Raw genomic sequence first — 18470 nt, 5'->3', positions numbered from 1 at the left:
TTGCCGGGCCGACATCTGTCGGACTGGCAGCAGGACTGTTCCAGAGTGGTCGGGGGTTGCAAATCACACTTTAGAGGGATCAAGCAGTACCACCTGCTGGCTATAGTCCGCTCATGGATTTTTAAGAACGCGGCAAACGCACAAGAAAGCGGCGATGCAACTTTGAATGACTTCGCGAGCGCATGGCTCGCCGTCCTTCAGAGCGTTTTTAAAAGTGCTCACTGCCATAACAATAAAAGCACATGGAGTAGCGTCGATGACATCAATAAACCAGTTCTGGCGCCGGGCGAAACTGCCTCTGGCAGTCAGTCTCGCCTCTACGCTCGCCGGGCCGGCATTCGGCGTCAGTTTCAACGTCGGTGAAATCGAAGGTCAGTTCGACTCGTCCCTCTCCCTGGGCATGAGTGTGTCCACCCAGCAGCCGAACAAGAACCTGATCGGCGTCAACAACGGTGGCAGAGGGCTGTCCCAGACCTCCGATGACGGTCACTTGAACTTCAAGAGCGGGCAGGCCTTTTCGAAGATCTTCAAGGGCATCCATGACCTTGAGTTGAAATACGGCGATACCGGCGTCTTCGTGCGCGGTAAATACTGGTACGACTTCGCGCTGCAAAACCAGGACCTGGAATTCAAGAACGTCAGCAACGACGGACGCAAGGAAGGCGCCAGGTCGTCGGGTGGGGAAATCCTCGACGCCTTCGTCTACCACAACTACTCCATTGCCGATGAGCCGGGTTCCGTGCGCTTGGGCAAACAGGTGGTCAACTGGGGTGAAAGTACCTTCATCGGCGGCGGCATCAACTCGATCAACCCGATCGACGTGTCCGCATTCCGTCGTCCCGGTGCCGAGATCAAGGAAGGCCTGATCCCGGTCAACATGTTCTACATCTCGCAAAGCCTGACCGAGAGCCTGTCGGCTCAAGCGTTCTACCAGATCGGCTGGGACCAGACCGTTGTCGACAACTGCGGCACCTTCTTCTCCCAGCCAGACATCATTGCCAATGGCTGCACAGACAACCTGCGCGTCCTGAACAAGCGCTCGACCATCCCGAGCGTCGCGTTGGGGCCATTGGCCGCGAACGGTGTCGATGTCAACGAAGAGGGTGTACTGGTTCGTCGCGCGGCGGACCGCGATGCGAGCAACGGCGGTCAGTGGGGCGCGGCCTTCAAGTACATGTTCGATCCGCTGGACACCGAGTTCGGCGCCTACTTCATGAACTACCACAGCCGAGCGCCGATCTTCAGCGCCACTGGTGCTCCGCAGTCGGTCTATAACGGCGTCAAGGCACTGCCGGGGCCATTCCAGGCGCTGGGTCCGCTGCTGGTCGCGGGTAACTCGCAGTACTTCGTCGAGTACCCGGAAGACATCCGCCTTTACGGTCTGAGCTTCTCCACCACCCTGCCTACCGGTACGGCGTGGAGTGGTGAGATCAGCTACCGGCCGAATGCGCCGGTGCAGTTGAACTCCACCGACATCCTGTTCGCCGGTGTTCGGCCACTGGGTGGCGCGCTGACCAATGCGTCCTTGCTCAGTGCCGCACCGGGTGAAGACCTGCACGGCTATCGCCGCAAGGAAATCACCCAGATCCAGACCACCTTCACGCACTTCTTCGATCAGGTCATGGGCGCCCAGCGTCTGACCCTGGTGGGTGAAGTCGGACTGACTCACGTCGGTGGCCTGGAAAGCACGTCGGATGTCCGTTATGGCCGCGATCCGGTCTTCGGCCCAGGCGAACTGCCCGCCACGGGTGGTCTGGACACCTGCTCGCAGATCCTCAACACCTCCACCATCAACGGTGCCGGGGCGGGTGCGTCAGCCAACAACCGTAGCACCAACTGCAACAACGATGGTTTCACCACCGCCAACTCCTGGGGCTACCGCGCCCGCGCCATTTGGGAATACCCGGACGTCTTCGCCGGTGTGAACCTCAAGCCGAACGTGGCCTGGTCCCATGACGTCAGCGGTTACTCGCCAGGTCCTGGTGGCAACTTCGAGGAAGGTCGCAAAGCGGTCAGCCTGGGGCTCGATGCCGAGTACCAGAACACCTATACCGCGAGCCTCGCGTACACCAACTTCTTTGGCGGCAAGTACAGCACCGTGGATGATCGCGACTTCGTTGCGCTCAGCGTCGGCGTGAACTTCTAAGCACTGCATCTTCAGGACGAACAACAATATGAAAGTAACCAAAAGTCTTTTGCAAGCGGGTGTCCTTGGGCTTTCGCTGCTGGCGACCGCAGTCATGGCGGCGGTGCCTGCTGCCGAAGCGGACAAGTTGGGCAAGAGCCTGACACCGATGGGCGCGGAAATGGCAGGCAATGCCGATGGCTCGATCCCGGCCTGGAAACCCTTGGAGAAAAACGCCGGCGCCGTCGACAGCAAAGGCTTCCTGGCCAACCCGTTTGCCAGTGAGCAACCGCTGTTCACCATCACCGCGCAAAACGTCGACCAATACAAAGACAAACTGGCGCCGGGCCAATACGCGATGTTCAAGCGTTACCCGGACACCTTCAAAATGCCGGTTTACCCGTCCCATCGCGGTGCGACCGTGCCGGATGAGGTGTTCGCCTCTATCAAAAAGAACGCCACCAACACCAACCTGGTGTCCGGCGGCAATGGCCTGGAAAACTTCGAAACCGCCGTGCCGTTCCCGATTCCGAAAACCGGCGTCGAAGTCATCTGGAACCACATCACCCGCTATCGTGGCGGCAGCGTGACCCGTCTGGTGACCCAGGCCACGCCGCAACCGAATGGCTCGTACAGCCTGGTGTATTTCCAGGACCAGTTCGTGTTCCGCGACAAAATGAAGGATTACGACCCGAAAAACCCGGGCAACATCCTGTTCTACTTCAAGCAGAAAGTGACCGCGCCGGCACGTCTGGCCGGTGGTGTGCTGCTCGTTCACGAAACCCTCGATCAGGTGAAGGAGCCGCGTTCGGCGTGGGTCTACAACGCCGGTCAGCGTCGTGTGCGTCGTGCCCCGCAAGTGTCGTATGACGGTCCGGGTACGGCTGCCGACGGCCTGCGTACTTCCGATAACCTGGACATGTACAACGGTGCACCGGATCGTTACGACTGGAAGCTCGAAGGCAAGAAAGAGATGTACATCGCCTCCGACAGCTACAAACTCGACTCGCCAACGCTCAAGTACGACGACATCATCAAGGCCGGTCACATCAACCAGGACCTGGCGCGTTACGAGCTGCGTCGCGTCTGGCATGTGGTTGCAACCCTGAAGGAAGGTCAGCGTCACATTTACGCCAAGCGTGACTTCTACATCGACGAAGACACCTGGCAAGCCGCGGTTATCGATCACTACGACGGTCGTGGTCAACTGTGGCGCGTGGCTGAAGCCCATTCCGAGAACTACTACGACAAACAAGTGCCGTGGTACGCCCTGGAAACCCTCTACGACCTGCAGTCCGGCCGCTATCTGGCGCTGGGCATGAAGAACGAAGAAAAACGCGCGTATGACTTCGGCTTCACCGCGAGCACCAGTGATTTCACCCCAGCTGCACTGGCTCAGGACGGCGTTCGCTAAAGTGCCGTAACACAGAGGTCGCATCCTCGAAAAACGCCCCGACTGGTTCGGGGCGTTTTTTTTTGCCTCAATAAAGATCGGCGCATTACGAGTCTGGCAACATTGGTTTGTAGTCTTTTTGTAGCCATTTGTAGCAGGTACCTTCAATCCTCTCCGGTTTACCGCTAGTCTGCGGACAGCTGCAATGCCGACAACAGCACTTCAACAAGAGTTGGCTATGACTGACCTGTTCCGAATCCAAAGGCCATCCGGCGCGGCAATGCCTGTGCTGGAGGGGCGTTTTTACCGGCCACCCTTGCCCGACGGCTATGTGCTGCGGTCTCGTCTGTGCGAGCGGCTGAGTGCCGGATTGCAGGGGCGATTGCTGCTGGTGAGCGCGCCGGCGGGGTTCGGTAAAAGCTCATTGGCGGTGGAGTTCTGTCAGAGTCTGCCGGCGCATTGGCAAAGCCTCTGGTTAGGGTTGAGTCCGCGCGACAACGATCCCGGGCGTTTCCTCGAACGACTGCTTGAAGGTCTGCAAAACTACTTTCCACAGTTGGGCAGCCAGGCCCTTGGCCTGCTGAAAATGCGCCAACGCCATCAACCGTTCGCCTTCGAAGAATGGCTGGACGGGCTACTCGATGAACTGGCCACCCACCTGTCACCGAGCACGCCGCTGCTGCTGGTTCTGGATGACTACCATCTGGCCCAGGGGCCGGTGCTCGATCGCTGCCTGCAATTTTTCCTCAATCATCTACCCGATGGCCTGCTGGTGCTGGTGACCAGTCGCCAACGTCCTGACTGGCACCTGGCGCGTTTGCGTCTGTCGCGGCAATTGCTTGAGCTGAACGAACAGGACCTGCGCCTGACCCACGACGAATCCCTGGCCCTGCTGGATCGACACAGCAGTTCATTGCGTGGCGAGGCGCTGGAAAATCTGATCCAGCGCAGCGAAGGCTGGGTTGCGGGGCTGCGTTTCTGGTTGCTGGCCGCCTCCGAAGCGGGGAATGGCGGCGCGTTGCCGCAACCGCTGCACGGTGGCGAAGGCTTGATACGCGACTACCTGCTTGAAGAAGTCATCGATTGCCTGCCCGCCGAGGTGCAATCATTTTTGTACGACACCGCACCGCAAGAGCGCTTTTGCAGCGAACTCTGCGACGCCGTGCGTGAAGCCCATGACAGCGCCGAGATCCTGCGCTTCCTGTTGTCCCATCAAGTGTTCCTGGTGCCGCTCGACGAGCACGGCCATTGGTATCGTTATCACCATCTGTTTTCCGACCTGTTGCGCAGCCGACCGACCGCCAACGCCATGGTGCCCACCGCCAGCCTGCACCTGCGTGCTTGCCGCTGGTTCAACGCCCAGGGTTTGCTCGATGAAGCAGTGGAGCAGGCACTACGCGCCGGGCACCTGGATGTAGCGGCGAACCTGGTGCAGAACCTTTCCGAAGAACAACTGCTGGCCGAACAGAACGTCGGCATGCTGCTGCGCTGGAAAATGGACTTGCCTGACAGCCTGCTGATCAGCACCCCGCGGCTGATCGTGCTGTACAGCTGGGCGTTGGGTCTGGCCTGCCAACTCGATGCTGCTGAAGAGTTGGCGAGCCACTTGAGTCGCTTCCTGCCGGCACCGTCAGCCACCGCACAGAAGTCCATGCTCGCGCAGTGGTTGGCGTTGAGCGGGATCATCGCCCGTGGTCGCGGCCAGCGTGAACTGACGCTGTTGTATTGCACCGAAGCGCTGGAGAGCCTGCCGCACAAACGCTACGGGCAGCGCTTGATGTGCTTGTCGACCTTGTCCAACCTGGCAATCGCCGACGCGGATCTGTGGCGCGCCCGGGGTTTGAACCGTGAGTCGCTGGAACTGGCGCAACGAGTCGGTAATCCGCTGTTCGAGGCGCTGGCCCATTACGACCGCGCACGGGTGCTGCAAGCGCGAGGGGAAATTCTCCGTTCGCTGGATGAAGTGCATCAGGGCCAGCAACGTTTGCAGGGTTTATCGCCGCAGCGGCTGTACGCGGTTCGTGCACGCCTGACCTTGTATGAAGGTTTTCTGCTGACCCTGCGCCTGCAACCCGAAGCCGGGCTGGCGCGTTTGCGGGCCGGACTGAACGAAGCGCGGGCCTGTCGCGACATCAGTGTGCTGATCGGTCACTGTGTGATCGCCAAGCTTGAAGGCAACAACGGCGAGTTCGCCAAGGCCTTTGCCGAACTGGCCGAGGCCGAACGGCTGATGCACATCTGGGACGTGCCGCCGATTTACTATCTGGCAATGATCACGCTGGTCAAATGCGAGCTTTGGCTGGCTCAGGGCCGCACCGATCTGGCCGAAGCCTGGCTGGCGCGACTGGGCCAGACCTACAACGGAGTGCAGGCCGGGGCACCACCGGAGTTTCATCCGCAAATGCCGCTGCACATCGAATTGCAACAAGCGTTGCTGGAGTCCATTCAAGGGCAGCCGATGCTGGCCGAAGGGCGTTTGAACGCACTGCTGGAACATGGGCAGAAGACCGGAAGGCAGATGCTCAGCGTGATGGCGTTGAATCAGAAGGTTGCGCTGCTGCTGAACAATGACCGTGAACCTGAAGCGCGTCAGGCCTTGGGGCAGGCCTTCGAGGCGGCGGCCGGTGGCGTCCTGCAACCCTTCGGATGGTTACTGCGCGAACGCCCGGACTGGCTGCGTGAACAACTGGCGCAGTGTCCGACCGGTGCACTGCGTGAGAGTCTGATCGAGCGTTTGCCCCAAGCCGTAGCCCGCGAGATGGTTGAGCCGCAGCACCCCAGTGAAGCGCTCAGCGCCCGCGAACAGGCAGTACTGCAATTGATCGCTCAAGGCTGCTCGAACCAGGAAATCAGCGATCAGCTGTTTATCTCGCTGCACACCGTCAAAACCCACGCCAGCCACATCAACAGCAAACTCGGCGTCGAACGCCGCACCCAGGCCGTGGCCCGAGCCAAGGAGTTGGGGTTGTTGGCGTGAGCGCCCTCGCCACGGTTGATTGCGGTACGCCCAGTCAAACATTCAATCGCAAGAAACGTAGTTCTTGCGGTTGAACACACCATTACTCTGAATACGTCCTCTGACAAAGATGAACGATCGCCTTCAACGCCCAACGACGTCTGAAGCCTTCGTCGGATCAAGGAGTCAACCCATGTCGTACGTATTCAAACTGATGAAATCCCCCGTCGGCACTCTTACGCTGGTCGCCAAGGGCAGCAAACTCTGCGCCATCCTGTGGGAGAACGATAAACCTGATCGGGTTCGTCTCGGCCCGCTGCATGAAGATATCCACGGCCCCGTGTTGCTGGAAGCTGAGCGCCAACTCAATGAGTACTTTGCGGGTGAGCGTGATTGCTTTGAGCTGGAGCTTGATTTTGCCGGGACTGATTTTCAGCAGAAGGTCTGGCACGCGCTGCTGACCATTCCGTTTGGTGAGACGCGGAGTTATAGCCAGATTGCGGTGCAGATTGGAAATCCGAAAGCGGTTCGGGCGGTGGGGGCGGCGAATGGGAAGAATCCGATTTCGATCGTTGCGCCTTGCCATCGGGTGATTGGGGCTTCGGGGAGTTTGACCGGGTTTGCGGGTGGGTTGGGGGCGAAGCAGTTTTTGCTTACATTGGAGGGGAAGGAGACGTTGCAATTGGCGTTTTGATGGGGGAAACCGGCTGCTTATGACCCAGGCTGTGTGAAAACGCCAGTGATTGGCTAACCTTCTGATCGTCGAGATCGTATCGGGGGCGATCATGAAGCGATTCATCGAAGGTGAGGCTCGGACGCAAGTGACGTTGCTGCCGGAGTGCCTGGACGATTACGTAGCCGAAGAAAATCCAGTCCGAGTGGTCGACGTTTTCGTCGATGAACTCGACCTGGGTGCACTTGGGTTTGAAGGTATTGATCCTGCTGCAACAGGGCGTCCGGCCTACCATCCCGCGATCTTGCTGAAGATCTATATCTACGGCTACCTGAATCGGATTCAGTCCAGCCGCCGGCTTGAGCGTGAAGCCCAGCGTAACGTCGAGTTGATGTGGCTGACGGGGCGATTGGCTCCAGACTTCAAAACCATTGCCGACTTTCGCAAGAACAACGGCAAGGCCATTCGCAGTGTCTGCCGGCAATTTGTTGTGCTTTGCCGCAACCTCGACCTCTTCTCCCAATCGATCATCGCCATCGACGGCAGCAAATTCAAAGCCGTCAACAACCGTGACCGTAACTTCACCCAGGGCAAAGTGAAGGCACGCATGCAACAGATCGAACAAAGCATTGATCGATATCTGGCGGCGATGGATTCGGCGGATCGGGCAACGCCCGAAGTGGCCGAGGCCAAAGCAGAGCGGCTTAAAGAAAAGATAGAAACACTGAAAAAGCAGATGCAGAAACTCAAGGAAATCGAGGCGCAGCTCCACGAAAGTCCAGACCAGCAGATCTCTCTCACAGACCCAGATGCACGCTCAATGGCCACGAGCGGCCGAGGCACCGGAACGGTTGGCTACAACGTACAAACAGCTGTCGACGACAAACACCATCTGATCATTGCCCATGAGGTGACCAACGTTGGTAATGATCGTGGGCAGCTGAGCAATATGGCGAACCAGGCGCGTGAAGAAATCGAGGCAGAATCGCTAACGGTGGTGGCCGACCGAGGCTATTACAAAGGTCTGGAAATCCGTGCTTGCGAGCAAGCCGGCATCACTACTTTCGTGCCGAAACCCCTGACATCAGGCAGCAAAGCCGAAGGCCGATTTGGTAAGCAGGACTTCATCTACGTTGCTGCATCGGACGAGTATCGATGCCCTGCGGGACAGTTACTGACCCGGCGGCATTCTTCGGTGGAAGACGGCATGCTACTGCACTGTTATTGGTTCTCGGGCTGCCAGTCCTGCGCAATGCATAAGCAATGTACGACGGGTAAGGAGCGCCGGGTGAAGCGCTGGGAACATGAGGCGGTAATCGACGCGATGCAGGTTCGGCTGGAACATGACCCGGGGAAGATGAAGGTTCGCCGACAGACCGTTGAACATCCTTTTGGAACGCTCAAATACTGGATGGGAAGTACCCACTTCCTGACCAAAACCCTACCAAGGGTAAGCACCGAAATGAGCCTTCACGTGCTCGCCTACAACCTCAAACGGATGATGAGCATCTTCGGCATCGTAGGACTGCTTGAGGCGATCAGGGCGTGAATCCAACCGTTTGATCGTCCGTGAGTGGCTGTTTGGGCCGCTGACGCGGCCCTAACGGCATTACGAATGCCTATGTAGCTAACGAGGGCAATTCGCGCTTCAGTCTGCTGGTTTCGCAGGCAACGCCCGTAGCTCTCAACTTTCGACGTATTCAGTGCGTTTTCACACAGCCTGGACCCAAAGCTACCGTTGGCCAAAGGCAGAGATCGGCCGATTCTGTTGAAAAAGTCGCTCTGCCCAAACTGCCTGATCATTGACTGGTGAAAACGTCGTTTTTGCACGCTGCTACGTGAAATCCGAGTCTGGAAGACTCTGCCAAAAGTAAAGATTTCAATCTCGGACGCGTACTTTTCTGATGCGCAAACCATGGCCGACTTTTTCAACAGAATCGGCCAGAGGTGGACACTCAGAAACTCAACCGCGCACCAAGTAGGCCCCTAACGGAACCTGATATCGCAACTTCTTGCAGCTGCCGGGTGCGGGCTGATGCCCCGGCGGGCGATCAGGAAACCAGATTCGGCATTTGCCCGGAGGCGGCAGATGGCCGCGGGGAATCTCAACCTCGTCGTACGCGGGCTCTGGCTCGACGAAAGTCATTTGCAATTGTCCTTCGGGCCGGGGTCTGCCAGCCGTTGGTGAATCCGATACCCCATCGGCCTTTGCGTGAGCGAAGTTGCCAGCGTCGCGCCCAGCATCCAGGGTGGATTGTTCAGCAACGGCCATTTCTGCTTCGCGGCGCCTTTGGGTCTCCTCTTCCAGCCCCTTCTGTACGGCGATCAGGTCCTCTTTGGTGTTGGGTGGGGTACTCGAAGCCTGGGCCTGCTGCGCCGCCTGGATCAATTGGAAGTTGCGGTTGCGTAACGCGACGTTGCGACCAACCCGCATGTTCGAACGCACCGCCAACGTTTCAGCCTGCTGGTACTGACCCTGCTGAAGACGCAATACGCCGAGGTAATGCAGTGTCGCGGGATTATTCGGCTGGATGTGCAGGGCACGCTCCAGCGTGGCAGCGGCTTGGTCCAACTGACCATCTCCATACTGCCGCGAGGCCGTTTCGATCAGGGTGGTTGATGCGCTGTTACTTTGCGAGGGCGCTCCTCGCTCGGCGGCAACCGAACAAAGCGACGCGACGGCGCAGAACACCAGGATGAGACCCGGCAGAAAACTCTTGGTTGGCATCAGGGGGCGGACTCGACTGATCTCGGACGGCACTGCCGTAAAACAACTCCCAACTGACCTGGCTAGTACCCTGAAGTTCCCGCGGCAAAGGCTCCAGCTTGCGGATAAGACACGGTATTTTGCCCTCTTCAACTTGGCAATCTTCAGTGAGTCCCTTCCCGCACCGACCGTCTGACCTCAGCCTGTATGGCATAAGCCGGCGCCTCCACAGCATTGAAATCTTGTGTATACCGCTGGGCAAATCCTTCTACCCCCCATTCCTGATACTGCTGCACATGCTTTAGTTCGTGAGCCCAGAGCGCGATGTCCTGTTCCGCGGTTTGAGCGTCCCGGAAGAGGATGATGTTGATCAGCGTCACGGCACCGACATCGGGGTTTTGCAGCATGGCAGTGGCGGCGCTTAATTGACCGTTGTCGCTAACTTTGTAGTGCGCGGCATCGAGAACGCTGGGGGCGTACCAGCGCAGCAACTGCTCCCGGATGTGCGGCGGAATGGGCTGGATGCCGGCGTTGGCTGCTTCAGCGCGGGCTTGGGTCAGCCACAGCGCCAGGGCAGGTGCCGCGATCTGGTAGATACCATCAGGCATCTGCCCCAGATCCGGCAGGCAGATGCAGCCGTCCAGGCACACTTGTTTCTCGCCAGCTGGGCAGGCGTTGGTCTGCGCTGGCACTTCAAGAGTCAGGCAAAGAACAAACAGCGCCACCAGGCGCGTGGTGATGGGCGGCATTGGGCGCTCCAGGGACGGACGCAGCACGAACAGTGGATCACCATTGATCGACGACCCGCATAACTTTAGCGTATCCCTATCGGTCTCTTCTCGATGACTGCTTCGGGTCGATTTCCGTCAGTCGCGGCAGACAGAAATCGGCCAGGAGCGGACGCACGACTCCAACAATAAATTCCCCCCTTTGCTCGTGAAACTTGTGTTGAGGCCCACAGTCTTAGCCCAGCCTTGGAATCCATTTGCGAGCCAATACAGCGAAGCGCTCTGCGGTCATTCCTCAGCCCACTATCGCCATTACCGTCGTCATCCCATCAGAGCTGCCCGCCTTATGCGCCAGACCGTTCGCTCCTCCTGCGTTTTCTCGCTCTGCCTTATTCCTTTGCTCCCCCTGTTCGCCAGTCCCGCCCATGCCGGCGGGGAAAGGCAACTGGTGGAGGACATCAACGACTACCGCGCCCAACCGCAGCGCTGCGCGGGGCGCACGGTCCAAGCCTTGACGCCGCTGGCTCTGAAGTCGAACCTGGCCTTGCCGATCGGCTATGGAGGCGTTACGCGGGAGACGTTGAAGGATTCCGGCTATCAGGCGGTGTCTGTGCGGACTATCCGTCTGGTCGGCGCTGAAGATGCCGAGGAGGCCTTTGACATGCTCCAGAGCCGCTACTGTGGGGCCCTGCTCGATACCCAGTTCGCTGATATTGGCGTGCATCGCGACGAGAGTGAATGGCAGGTGGTGCTGGCGCGGCCCTTGCTCGATGGGCATCTGGACGACCCGCGAGCGGCGGGCGAGACGTTGCTGGCACAAGTCAACGCGGCACGGGCGAAACCGCGCCTGTGTGGTCGTCAGCGCTTCGCCGCTGCACCGCCGCTGACCTGGAATGCCGCCCTGGGGACAGCGGCGCAGGGGCACAGCCGGGCGATGGCCAACGACAATTACTTCGCGCACCAGGACCCCAACGGTGATATGCCGTGGGACCGAGCGAAGGCCGCCGGCTACGGTGGCCGGCAGATCGGAGAGAACATCGCCGCCGGGCAGCGTTCGCCGGGCAAGGCTATGGAAGGCTGGCTGGCCAGCCCCGGGCATTGCGCCAATCTGATGAACCCGATGTTTACCCAGGTTGGCGCGGCCTATGCCGCGAACTCGCGTAGCGACAACGGCGTCTATTGGACGATGCTGTTCGGCGCGAAATGAGGAAATGGGGGACACCCGTTAGCCGATCCTGCGTCAAGATCCAAAGCCTACCCACGAAGACTACGCTGCTGTGCTGTCGGTGAACCTGAATGGTTTCTTCTACATCACCCAACTCGCCATCGCCGAGATGGAAAAACAAGGCAGCGGCCATGTCGTCAGCATCACCACCAGTCTGACGTATTCAGCCGGTCGCGACAGGCAGTAATCGGCCATTTCCTGCCTGTCGCGATCAGTTGGAAACGACCCAACGTAGGCAGTTCGATCAGTCCTAGGAGGCGGCTACAAAAAAACCACTTTCGGGAGAATTTTCCGACAGCTTTTCAAGGTTGCCGGGTAGGAAGGTCTGTGGATAACCTCCGGGTGTCGCTGCCAATTCAGCGACCGGGTTTAGCGACCTGAACAGGTATAGGTGATACAGCCCCCAAAAACTTTGTTTAGGAGCTTCACCATGCACAAGGTCACTCCCGATTCCGTAGAAACCCCAAGCGCTTCCCCTTACGCCTCCAGCGATTCCAAAAAACTCCACGACGCTGCCGAGCGGGCGCTGGATCATTACCTCAAGCCGCCGTTTGACAAGGGAAATCTGCCCGATCAACGTCCCTCCAACATCTTCGCGGTGATTCCTGATCTGGATAACGAGACGCTGTTGGCGCATGCCTCGGAAACGCTGGCTTCGGTGAATGTGCTGGCCAGTGATTTGGCGTTTGAGCTGGAGGGCGCGCGTCGGCATGTGGCGTTGGCGATTCAGCAGATGATTTCGTTGGGGGAGTTGTTGGTGAATCGGGCGCTGGATAGTTTTGATCAGCCGGAGGCGCCGTAGCACCATAGTGTGGCCAGGAGGGGGCAATACATTCTGTAAACCGAAGCGAGTCTGGTGTGGAAGCGGGCTTGTTCGCGAAAGCGGACTGACAGTCAACTGAGATGTTGAATGTGATGGCCTCTTCGCGAGCAAGCCCGCTCCCACATTTGATCTTTGTTGTTTCGAGCTTTGCGAGTAGGACTTATCTCTCGTTGCAGGTTGACGGGGATTGTCCGCTTTGTAACAGGACAGCCATCGGCGGGGCGGGTGGGCTGTGCCAGAATACGCCATCGATTTTTTCAGGAACGCCCATGGACGCTGCCAAACCCGCTCTGATCCGCGAAACCTTCCCCGTTGGGCCGTTGCAGTGCAACTGTACGATCATCGGTGATCCGATCACCAGGAAGGCCATCGTTGTCGATCCGGGTGGTAATCATGAGTTGATTCTGGCGCGGTTGGAGGCGTTGGGGTTGAAGGTGGTGAGCATTATTCATACGCACGCGCACCTTGATCACTTCCTGGCGTCGGGTCAGTTGAAGGAGAAAACCGGCGCGACGTTGCACCTGCATAAAGAGGATCAGTTCCTTTGGGACAATCTGGAAATGCAGTGCCAGATGTTCGGGGTGCCGTACACGCCGGTGCCGTCGCCGGATCGTTGGTTGGCCGATGATGAAGCGTTGGCCTGTGGCTGTGGCGTGGCGTTGCACACGCCGGGTCATACGCCGGGGTCCATGAGCTTTTGGTTTTCCGAGGCTAAGCTGCTGATTGCCGGTGACACGCTGTTTCGTCGTGGGGTAGGGCGTACGGACTTGTGGGGCGGTGATCAGGCGACCATCGTGCGGTCGATCAAGCAGCGTCTGTACACCCTCGATGAAGAGGCGACCGTAATAACCGGACATGGTCCCGATACCCGTCTGGGCGATGAAATGCGTGAAAATCCTTTTGTGCGGGCCTGATATTCCAGGCTGCAGAACGACCTGATGGAATTTTTGCCGTAGGTCGTGTTCCAACGCCCGCACGGGTCTATTGCCAACGTCCGTTGCACCACAGAATGTAAAAGTAGGAGCTCTCCATGTTCACCTCGAGTCGTTTGATTATTGTCGCTACTGCCGTGGCCATGCTGGCTGGCTGTGCGAACCAGAACCCGTATGACAATCAGGGTCAGGCCGACAGCGGCTCCACGGGCATGAGCAAAACCGCCAAATACGGCGGCCTGGGTGCGCTGGCCGGTGCTTTGGCCGGTGCTGCCATCGACCACAACAACCGTGGCAAGGGCGCGCTGATTGGCGCTGCTGTCGTTGGTGCTTCCGCTGCCGGTTACGGTTACTACGCCGACCAGCAGGAAAAGAAACTGCGTGCCAGCATGGCCAACACCGGGGTTGAAGTGCAGCGCCAGGGCGATCAGATCAAGCTGATCATGCCGGGCAACATCACGTTCGGCACCGATTCGGCGAACATCGCTCCAAGCTTCTACCAGCCGCTGAACAACCTGGCCGGTTCGCTTAAAGAGTTCAGCCAGAACCAAATTGAAATCGTCGGCTACACTGACAGCACTGGCAGCCGTCAGCACAACATGGACCTGTCCCAGCGTCGTGCTCAAAGCGTGGCAACCTACCTGACGTCGCAAGGCGTCAGCGGTACCAACTTGTCGGCGCGTGGTGCTGGTCCGGATAACCCGATTGCCAGCAATGGTGATGTGAATGGTCGGGCGCAGAACCGTCGTGTAGAGGTCAACCTCAAGGCGATTCCAGGTCAGCAGTATGGCCAGCCTGCCCAGCAGCAAGGTCAGCAGTACCAGTAACAAAAAACCTGACTGAACCCCAGGTGTAAAAAGCCCGCCCGATTCTCAGCAGATCGGGTGGGCTTTTTTTTTGTTGCCTGTTCTGACGCCATCGCGAGCAAGCTCGCTCCCACACTGGACCGCGTAGGGCACAGATTTTGTGTCCACTGAAGATCAAATGTGGGAGCGAGCTTGCTCGCGATGAGGCCCGCACAGGCGCTCAAGCTCTCAGCAACAAAAAAGCCCTCGGACATCACCTGTCCGAGGGCTTTTTTATGTCGCGTAAAACCGGGTTACTTCTTCAAGCCGTAATGCTCGTCGAGCATGCCAGGGGAGTTTGGCATTTTCGGCGCGTAATCGCGTGGCGGCTCCTGATTGCGTGGCGGCGTCAGGCGTTCCCGTGGCGCTTGCACGGCGACATCGGAATGCAGGGCAGCCAGCAGGCGTTGGCGAGTCTGTTCGTCCAGGGCCAGGCGGTTGGCACCCTCGGCGAGGTGGTCTTGCACTTCCTGATAGCTCTGAGTGAGCTTCTTGACCAGCGTTGCGGTGCTGTTGAAGTGGGTGACCACTTCATTCTGATAGCTGTCAAAACGTTCCTGAATGTCATCCAGCTGACGTTGCGTGCTGCTAGGCGCGGCATTCGGCAGAAGGCGGGCAACCAGGAATCCAATGGCGACACCGGCAACCAGGGCAAGAGTCGGCAACAACCAAACTAAGAGCGAGTGTTCCACGAGTCCTTCCTCTATAAACGGCTTTGCTTTACGTTAACGGCTCGGACCTGCGCTGTATACCGCGACGAGATCGCAATCATGCCAGGCGCAGACTTTTAGCTAGACGAGTCGACCCTTCGAGAGGTCACGGAGTTCCTTCCTTGCTTATGCGTGAAACCCCTGTATTGATTGATGGCCCGATGGGCCAACTGGAAGCCTTGTACCTGGACTCCCCCGAGCCACGTGGCCTGGCGCTGATCTGCCACCCCAACCCGGTGCAGGGCGGCACCATGCTCAATAAAGTCGTTTCGACCTTGCAGCGCACCGCTCGCGACGCCGGGTTGATCACATTACGTTTTAATTACCGTGGCGTCGGCGCCAGCGCTGGCACTCATGACATGGGCACTGGTGAGGTCGACGACGCTCAAGCCGTGGCCGAATGGTTGCGCGCCAAACACCCTGAATTGCCAATGACCCTGTTCGGTTTCTCCTTTGGTGGTTTCGTCGCGGCCAGCCTCGGCGGACGCCTGGAAGCCAAGGGTGAGCAGCTCAAGCACTTGTTCATGGTTGCGCCGGCGGTGATGCGTCTGGGGGATCAGGATCAACTGCCCCAGCACGGCGAACTGACGCTGATTCAGCCAGAAACCGACGAAGTCATCGATCCGCAGCGGGTTTACGATTGGTCTGACGCCCTCGATCGCCCCCATGAGCTGCTGAAAGTGGCAGAATGCGGACACTTTTTTCACGGCAAGCTGACCGATCTCAAGGATCTGATCCTGCCGCGCCTTTCGAATTGATTGCAGTCTGATAAGCGATTACCCATGACTACTCGTACGCGCATCCTCACCGGCATCACCACCACCGGCACCCCGCACCTGGGCAACTACGCCGGCGCGATCCGTCCGGCGATCCTCGCCAGCCGCGACAGCAATGCCGATTCGTTCTACTTCCTGGCCGACTACCACGCCCTGATCAAGTGCGATGACCCGCTGCGCATCCAGCGCTCGCGTCTGGAAATCGCTGCGACCTGGCTGGCCGGTGGTCTGGATGTGGATCGGGTAACGTTTTATCGCCAGTCCGACATCCCGGAAATCCCTGAGCTGACCTGGCTGCTGACTTGCGTCGCCGCCAAAGGCCTGCTGAACCGTGCGCACGCCTACAAGGCGTCGGTGGACAAGAACGTCGAAACCGGTGAAGACCCGGACGCCGGCATCACCATGGGCCTGTATAGCTACCCGGTGCTGATGGCGGCGGACATTCTGATGTTCAACGCGCACAAGGTTCCGGTCGGTCGCGATCAGATCCAGCACGTAGAAATGGCCCGCGACATCGGCCAGCGCTTCAACCACTTGTTTGGCCAGGGCAAAGAATTCTTCACCATGCCGGAGGCGTTGATCGAAGAAAGCGTCGCCACGCTGCCGGGCCTCGATGGCCGGAAGATGTCGAAAAGCTACGACAACACCATCCCGTTGTTCTCCAGCGCCAAAGAGATGAAGGACGCGATTTCGCGGATCGTCACCGACTCCCGTGCGCCGGGCGAAGCCAAGGATCCGGACAATTCGCACCTGTTCACCCTGTTCCAGGCCTTCGCCACCCCGGCGCAGTCCGACGAGTTCCGCAGCGAACTGTTGCAGGGCCTGGGTTGGGGCGAGGCGAAAAACCGTCTGTTCCAACTGCTGGACAACGAGCTGGGCGAGTCCCGCGAGCGTTACTACGAGTTGATCGAGCGCCCGGCAGACCTCGAAGACATGCTGCAGCACGGCGCCAAGAAGGCCCGCGCCGTGGCGACGCCGTTCCTCAAGGAACTGCGTGAAGCGGTCGGCCTGCGTTCTTTCGTCAATCAGACGCAAGTCGCGACTACCACCAAGAAGAAAGCCGCGAAAGCCGCGCGTTTCGTCAGCTTCCGTGAAGACGACGGCAGCTTCCGTTTCCGTCTGCTGGCGGCCGATGGCGAGCAACTGCTGTTGTCGCGCAACTTCGCGGATGGCAAAACCGCCGGCCAAGTGACCAAACAGCTGCAATCCGGCCAGGCGCTGGACGTTCGCAGTGAAGACCTGAGCTTCAGCGTCTGGCTCGAAGGCGAGTGCGTCGCCGACAGCCCGGCCTTTGCTGACAGCGCTGCGCGGGATGTCGCCATCGACGCCTTGCGGGTTGCTCTGACGCCTGTTCAGGAATAATCAACGGCTCGGCCCGACCAAGGGCTGATTGCCATTCTCAAGGGTCGTCGCTACAGTGTCGGCCCGTTTTTGTTGCCTTGCTAACGAATTATGACGCCCCTAGAACGATATCAAGCTGATCTGAAACGCCCGGAATTCTTCCATGACGCGGCCCAGGAAACTGCCGTGCGTCATTTGCAGCGCCTGTACGACGATCTGGTCGCGGCCTCGCAGAACAAGCCGGGCCTGCTCGGCAAGCTGTTTGGCAAGAAAGACCTGGCGCCGGTCAAGGGCCTGTATTTTTGGGGCGGCGTAGGTCGCGGCAAGACTTACCTGGTCGACACCTTCTTTGAAGCGCTGCCGTTCAAGGAAAAGGTCCGCACTCACTTCCACCGCTTCATGAAGCGTGTGCATGAAGAGATGAAGACCCTCGGCGGCGAGAAAAACCCGCTGACCATCATTGCCAAGCGTTTCTCCGACGAAGCGCGGGTGATCTGTTTCGATGAGTTCTTCGTGTCTGATATCACTGACGCGATGATCCTCGGCACCTTGATGGAAGAGTTGTTCAAGAACGGCGTGACCCTGGTCGCCACGTCGAACATCGTGCCGGACGGTCTGTACAAGGACGGTCTGCAACGTGCGCGCTTCCTGCCAGCCATCGCGCTGATCAAGCAGAGCACGGAGATCGTCAACGTCGACAGCGGTGTCGATTACCGTCTGCGCCATCTCGAGCAAGCCGAGCTGTTTCACTCCCCGCTCGACGAAGCGTCCCACGAGAGCCTGCGCAGGAGCTTCCGCGCACTCACGCCGGAATGCACTCAGGCCATCGAAAACGATGTGCTGATGATCGAGAACCGTGAGATTCGCGCCGTTCGTACGTGCGACGACGTGGCCTGGTTCGACTTCCGCGAACTGTGCGACGGCCCGCGTAGCCAGAACGACTACATCGAACTCGGCAAGATCTTCCACGCCGTGTTGCTCAGCGGAGTGGAGCAGATGAGCGTCACCACCGACGACATCGCCCGACGGTTTATCAACATGGTCGATGAGTTCTACGACCGTAACGTCAAGCTGATCATTTCCGCCGAAGTCGAGCTCAAAGACCTCTACACCGGCGGTCGTCTGAACTTCGAGTTCCAGCGCACCCTCAGCCGTCTGCTGGAAATGCAGTCCCACGAGTTCCTGGCGCGGGCGCACAAGCCGTAGGACGTTTCGGAAAATAAAAAAGGGCCTGCA

General features: G+C 58.9%; 15 protein-coding genes and 1 pseudogene. 13 read left to right on the top strand and 3 right to left on the bottom strand.

Annotated elements, in window-relative coordinates:
• Positions 1 to 256: 256 nt before the first annotated feature.
• From AC1RPZ_RS07545 to AC1RPZ_RS07525, 5 genes are all read left to right on the top strand, one after another.
• Positions 257 to 2146: a DUF1302 domain-containing protein gene (locus AC1RPZ_RS07545; RefSeq protein ID WP_493136329.1), complete on the top strand. Its 1890-nt coding sequence runs from the start codon at positions 257 to 259 to the stop codon at positions 2144 to 2146.
• Positions 2147 to 2174: 28 nt separating this feature from the next.
• Positions 2175 to 3539 carry a DUF1329 domain-containing protein gene (locus tag AC1RPZ_RS07540; RefSeq protein ID WP_493136327.1) on the top strand — a complete coding sequence of 455 codons (1365 nt, stop codon included), beginning with the start codon at positions 2175 to 2177 and terminating at the stop codon, positions 3537 to 3539.
• A gap of 217 nt (positions 3540 to 3756) precedes the next feature.
• Complete coding sequence (locus tag AC1RPZ_RS07535) at positions 3757 to 6495, top strand: winged helix-turn-helix domain-containing protein (protein ID WP_493136325.1); 2739 nt, start codon at positions 3757 to 3759, stop codon at positions 6493 to 6495.
• A gap of 172 nt (positions 6496 to 6667) precedes the next feature.
• A complete protein-coding gene (locus AC1RPZ_RS07530) occupies positions 6668 to 7168 on the top strand; it encodes a methylated-DNA--[protein]-cysteine S-methyltransferase (RefSeq protein ID WP_493136322.1) in 501 nt (166 codons plus the stop codon).
• Positions 7169 to 7259: 91 nt separating this feature from the next.
• On the top strand, positions 7260 to 8696 hold the full coding sequence (locus AC1RPZ_RS07525) for an IS1182 family transposase (protein ID WP_493136320.1): 1437 nt from the start codon (positions 7260 to 7262) through the stop codon (positions 8694 to 8696).
• Between the two features lie 414 nt (positions 8697 to 9110).
• Here AC1RPZ_RS07525 and AC1RPZ_RS07520 read toward each other — a convergent pair whose 3' ends face one another.
• Both AC1RPZ_RS07520 and AC1RPZ_RS07515 read right to left on the bottom strand, forming a co-directional pair.
• A complete protein-coding gene (locus AC1RPZ_RS07520) occupies positions 9111 to 9875 on the bottom strand; it encodes a tetratricopeptide repeat protein (protein ID WP_493136318.1) in 765 nt (254 codons plus the stop codon).
• Positions 9876 to 10018: 143 nt separating this feature from the next.
• Entirely contained in the window at positions 10019 to 10603 is a 585-nt protein-coding gene (locus tag AC1RPZ_RS07515) for an eCIS core domain-containing protein (protein ID WP_493136316.1), read from the bottom strand.
• A gap of 325 nt (positions 10604 to 10928) precedes the next feature.
• Between AC1RPZ_RS07515 and AC1RPZ_RS07510 the strand changes: the two genes are divergently transcribed.
• The 5 genes and pseudogenes from AC1RPZ_RS07510 (at position 10929) to AC1RPZ_RS07490 (ending at position 14389) form a co-directional block, all read left to right on the top strand.
• Positions 10929 to 11789: a CAP domain-containing protein gene (locus tag AC1RPZ_RS07510; RefSeq protein ID WP_493136314.1), complete on the top strand. Its 861-nt coding sequence runs from the start codon at positions 10929 to 10931 to the stop codon at positions 11787 to 11789.
• A gap of 49 nt (positions 11790 to 11838) precedes the next feature.
• Positions 11839 to 11964 (top strand): annotated as a pseudogene (locus AC1RPZ_RS07505) (SDR family NAD(P)-dependent oxidoreductase); the annotation flags it as partial.
• Positions 11965 to 12237: 273 nt separating this feature from the next.
• Positions 12238 to 12609 (top strand): DUF6124 family protein, encoded by a 372-nt coding sequence (locus AC1RPZ_RS07500; RefSeq protein ID WP_493136312.1) that lies wholly within the window; start codon positions 12238 to 12240, stop codon positions 12607 to 12609.
• Positions 12610 to 12899: 290 nt separating this feature from the next.
• Positions 12900 to 13544: an MBL fold metallo-hydrolase gene (locus tag AC1RPZ_RS07495; RefSeq protein ID WP_071553396.1), complete on the top strand. Its 645-nt coding sequence runs from the start codon at positions 12900 to 12902 to the stop codon at positions 13542 to 13544.
• Positions 13545 to 13660: 116 nt separating this feature from the next.
• Positions 13661 to 14389 carry a YiaD family glycine zipper/OmpA-like lipoprotein gene (locus tag AC1RPZ_RS07490; protein ID WP_493136310.1) on the top strand — a complete coding sequence of 243 codons (729 nt, stop codon included), beginning with the start codon at positions 13661 to 13663 and terminating at the stop codon, positions 14387 to 14389.
• A 272-nt stretch (positions 14390 to 14661) separates the two neighbouring features.
• Here AC1RPZ_RS07490 and AC1RPZ_RS07485 read toward each other — a convergent pair whose 3' ends face one another.
• A complete protein-coding gene (locus tag AC1RPZ_RS07485; RefSeq protein ID WP_493136308.1) occupies positions 14662 to 15099 on the bottom strand; it encodes a Z-ring associated ZapG family protein in 438 nt (145 codons plus the stop codon).
• Between the two features lie 146 nt (positions 15100 to 15245).
• Here AC1RPZ_RS07485 and AC1RPZ_RS07480 point away from each other — a divergent pair, with 146 nt between their 5' ends.
• From AC1RPZ_RS07480 to zapE, 3 genes are all read left to right on the top strand, one after another.
• Entirely contained in the window at positions 15246 to 15875 is a 630-nt protein-coding gene (locus AC1RPZ_RS07480) for an alpha/beta hydrolase (protein WP_493136306.1), read from the top strand.
• Between the two features lie 24 nt (positions 15876 to 15899).
• Entirely contained in the window at positions 15900 to 17255 is a 1356-nt protein-coding gene (locus tag AC1RPZ_RS07475; RefSeq protein ID WP_493136304.1) for a tryptophan--tRNA ligase, read from the top strand.
• A gap of 90 nt (positions 17256 to 17345) precedes the next feature.
• The gene (gene zapE / locus AC1RPZ_RS07470) at positions 17346 to 18440 is read left to right on the top strand and encodes a cell division protein ZapE (RefSeq protein ID WP_493136302.1); all 1095 of its coding nucleotides are present in this window, start codon (positions 17346 to 17348) and stop codon (positions 18438 to 18440) included.
• The last annotated feature ends 30 nt before the right edge of the window (positions 18441 to 18470 follow it).

It is taken from the genome of Pseudomonas sp. GW822-FHT02D10 (assembly GCF_058802345.1).
This window is presented reverse-complemented; position numbering and strand designations above follow the sequence as displayed.

Bases quoted from the DNA above. Each gene is read 5' to 3' on its own strand.
- AC1RPZ_RS07545 (WP_493136329.1), top strand. From the start codon at position 257: ATGACATCAATAAACCAGTTCTGGCGCCGGGCGAAACTGCCTCTGGCA.
- AC1RPZ_RS07540 (WP_493136327.1), top strand. From the start codon at position 2,175: ATGAAAGTAACCAAAAGTCTTTTGCAAGCGGGTGTCCTTGGGCTTTCG.
- AC1RPZ_RS07535 (WP_493136325.1), top strand. From the start codon at position 3,757: ATGACTGACCTGTTCCGAATCCAAAGGCCATCCGGCGCGGCAATGCCT.
- AC1RPZ_RS07530 (WP_493136322.1), top strand. From the start codon at position 6,668: ATGTCGTACGTATTCAAACTGATGAAATCCCCCGTCGGCACTCTTACG.
- AC1RPZ_RS07525 (WP_493136320.1), top strand. From the start codon at position 7,260: ATGAAGCGATTCATCGAAGGTGAGGCTCGGACGCAAGTGACGTTGCTG.
- AC1RPZ_RS07520 (WP_493136318.1), bottom strand. From the start codon at position 9,875: ATGCCAACCAAGAGTTTTCTGCCGGGTCTCATCCTGGTGTTCTGCGCC.
- AC1RPZ_RS07515 (WP_493136316.1), bottom strand. From the start codon at position 10,603: ATGCCGCCCATCACCACGCGCCTGGTGGCGCTGTTTGTTCTTTGCCTG.
- AC1RPZ_RS07510 (WP_493136314.1), top strand. From the start codon at position 10,929: ATGCGCCAGACCGTTCGCTCCTCCTGCGTTTTCTCGCTCTGCCTTATT.
- AC1RPZ_RS07500 (WP_493136312.1), top strand. From the start codon at position 12,238: ATGCACAAGGTCACTCCCGATTCCGTAGAAACCCCAAGCGCTTCCCCT.
- AC1RPZ_RS07495 (WP_071553396.1), top strand. From the start codon at position 12,900: ATGGACGCTGCCAAACCCGCTCTGATCCGCGAAACCTTCCCCGTTGGG.
- AC1RPZ_RS07490 (WP_493136310.1), top strand. From the start codon at position 13,661: ATGTTCACCTCGAGTCGTTTGATTATTGTCGCTACTGCCGTGGCCATG.
- AC1RPZ_RS07480 (WP_493136306.1), top strand. From the start codon at position 15,246: ATGCGTGAAACCCCTGTATTGATTGATGGCCCGATGGGCCAACTGGAA.
- AC1RPZ_RS07475 (WP_493136304.1), top strand. From the start codon at position 15,900: ATGACTACTCGTACGCGCATCCTCACCGGCATCACCACCACCGGCACC.
- zapE (WP_493136302.1), top strand. From the start codon at position 17,346: ATGACGCCCCTAGAACGATATCAAGCTGATCTGAAACGCCCGGAATTC.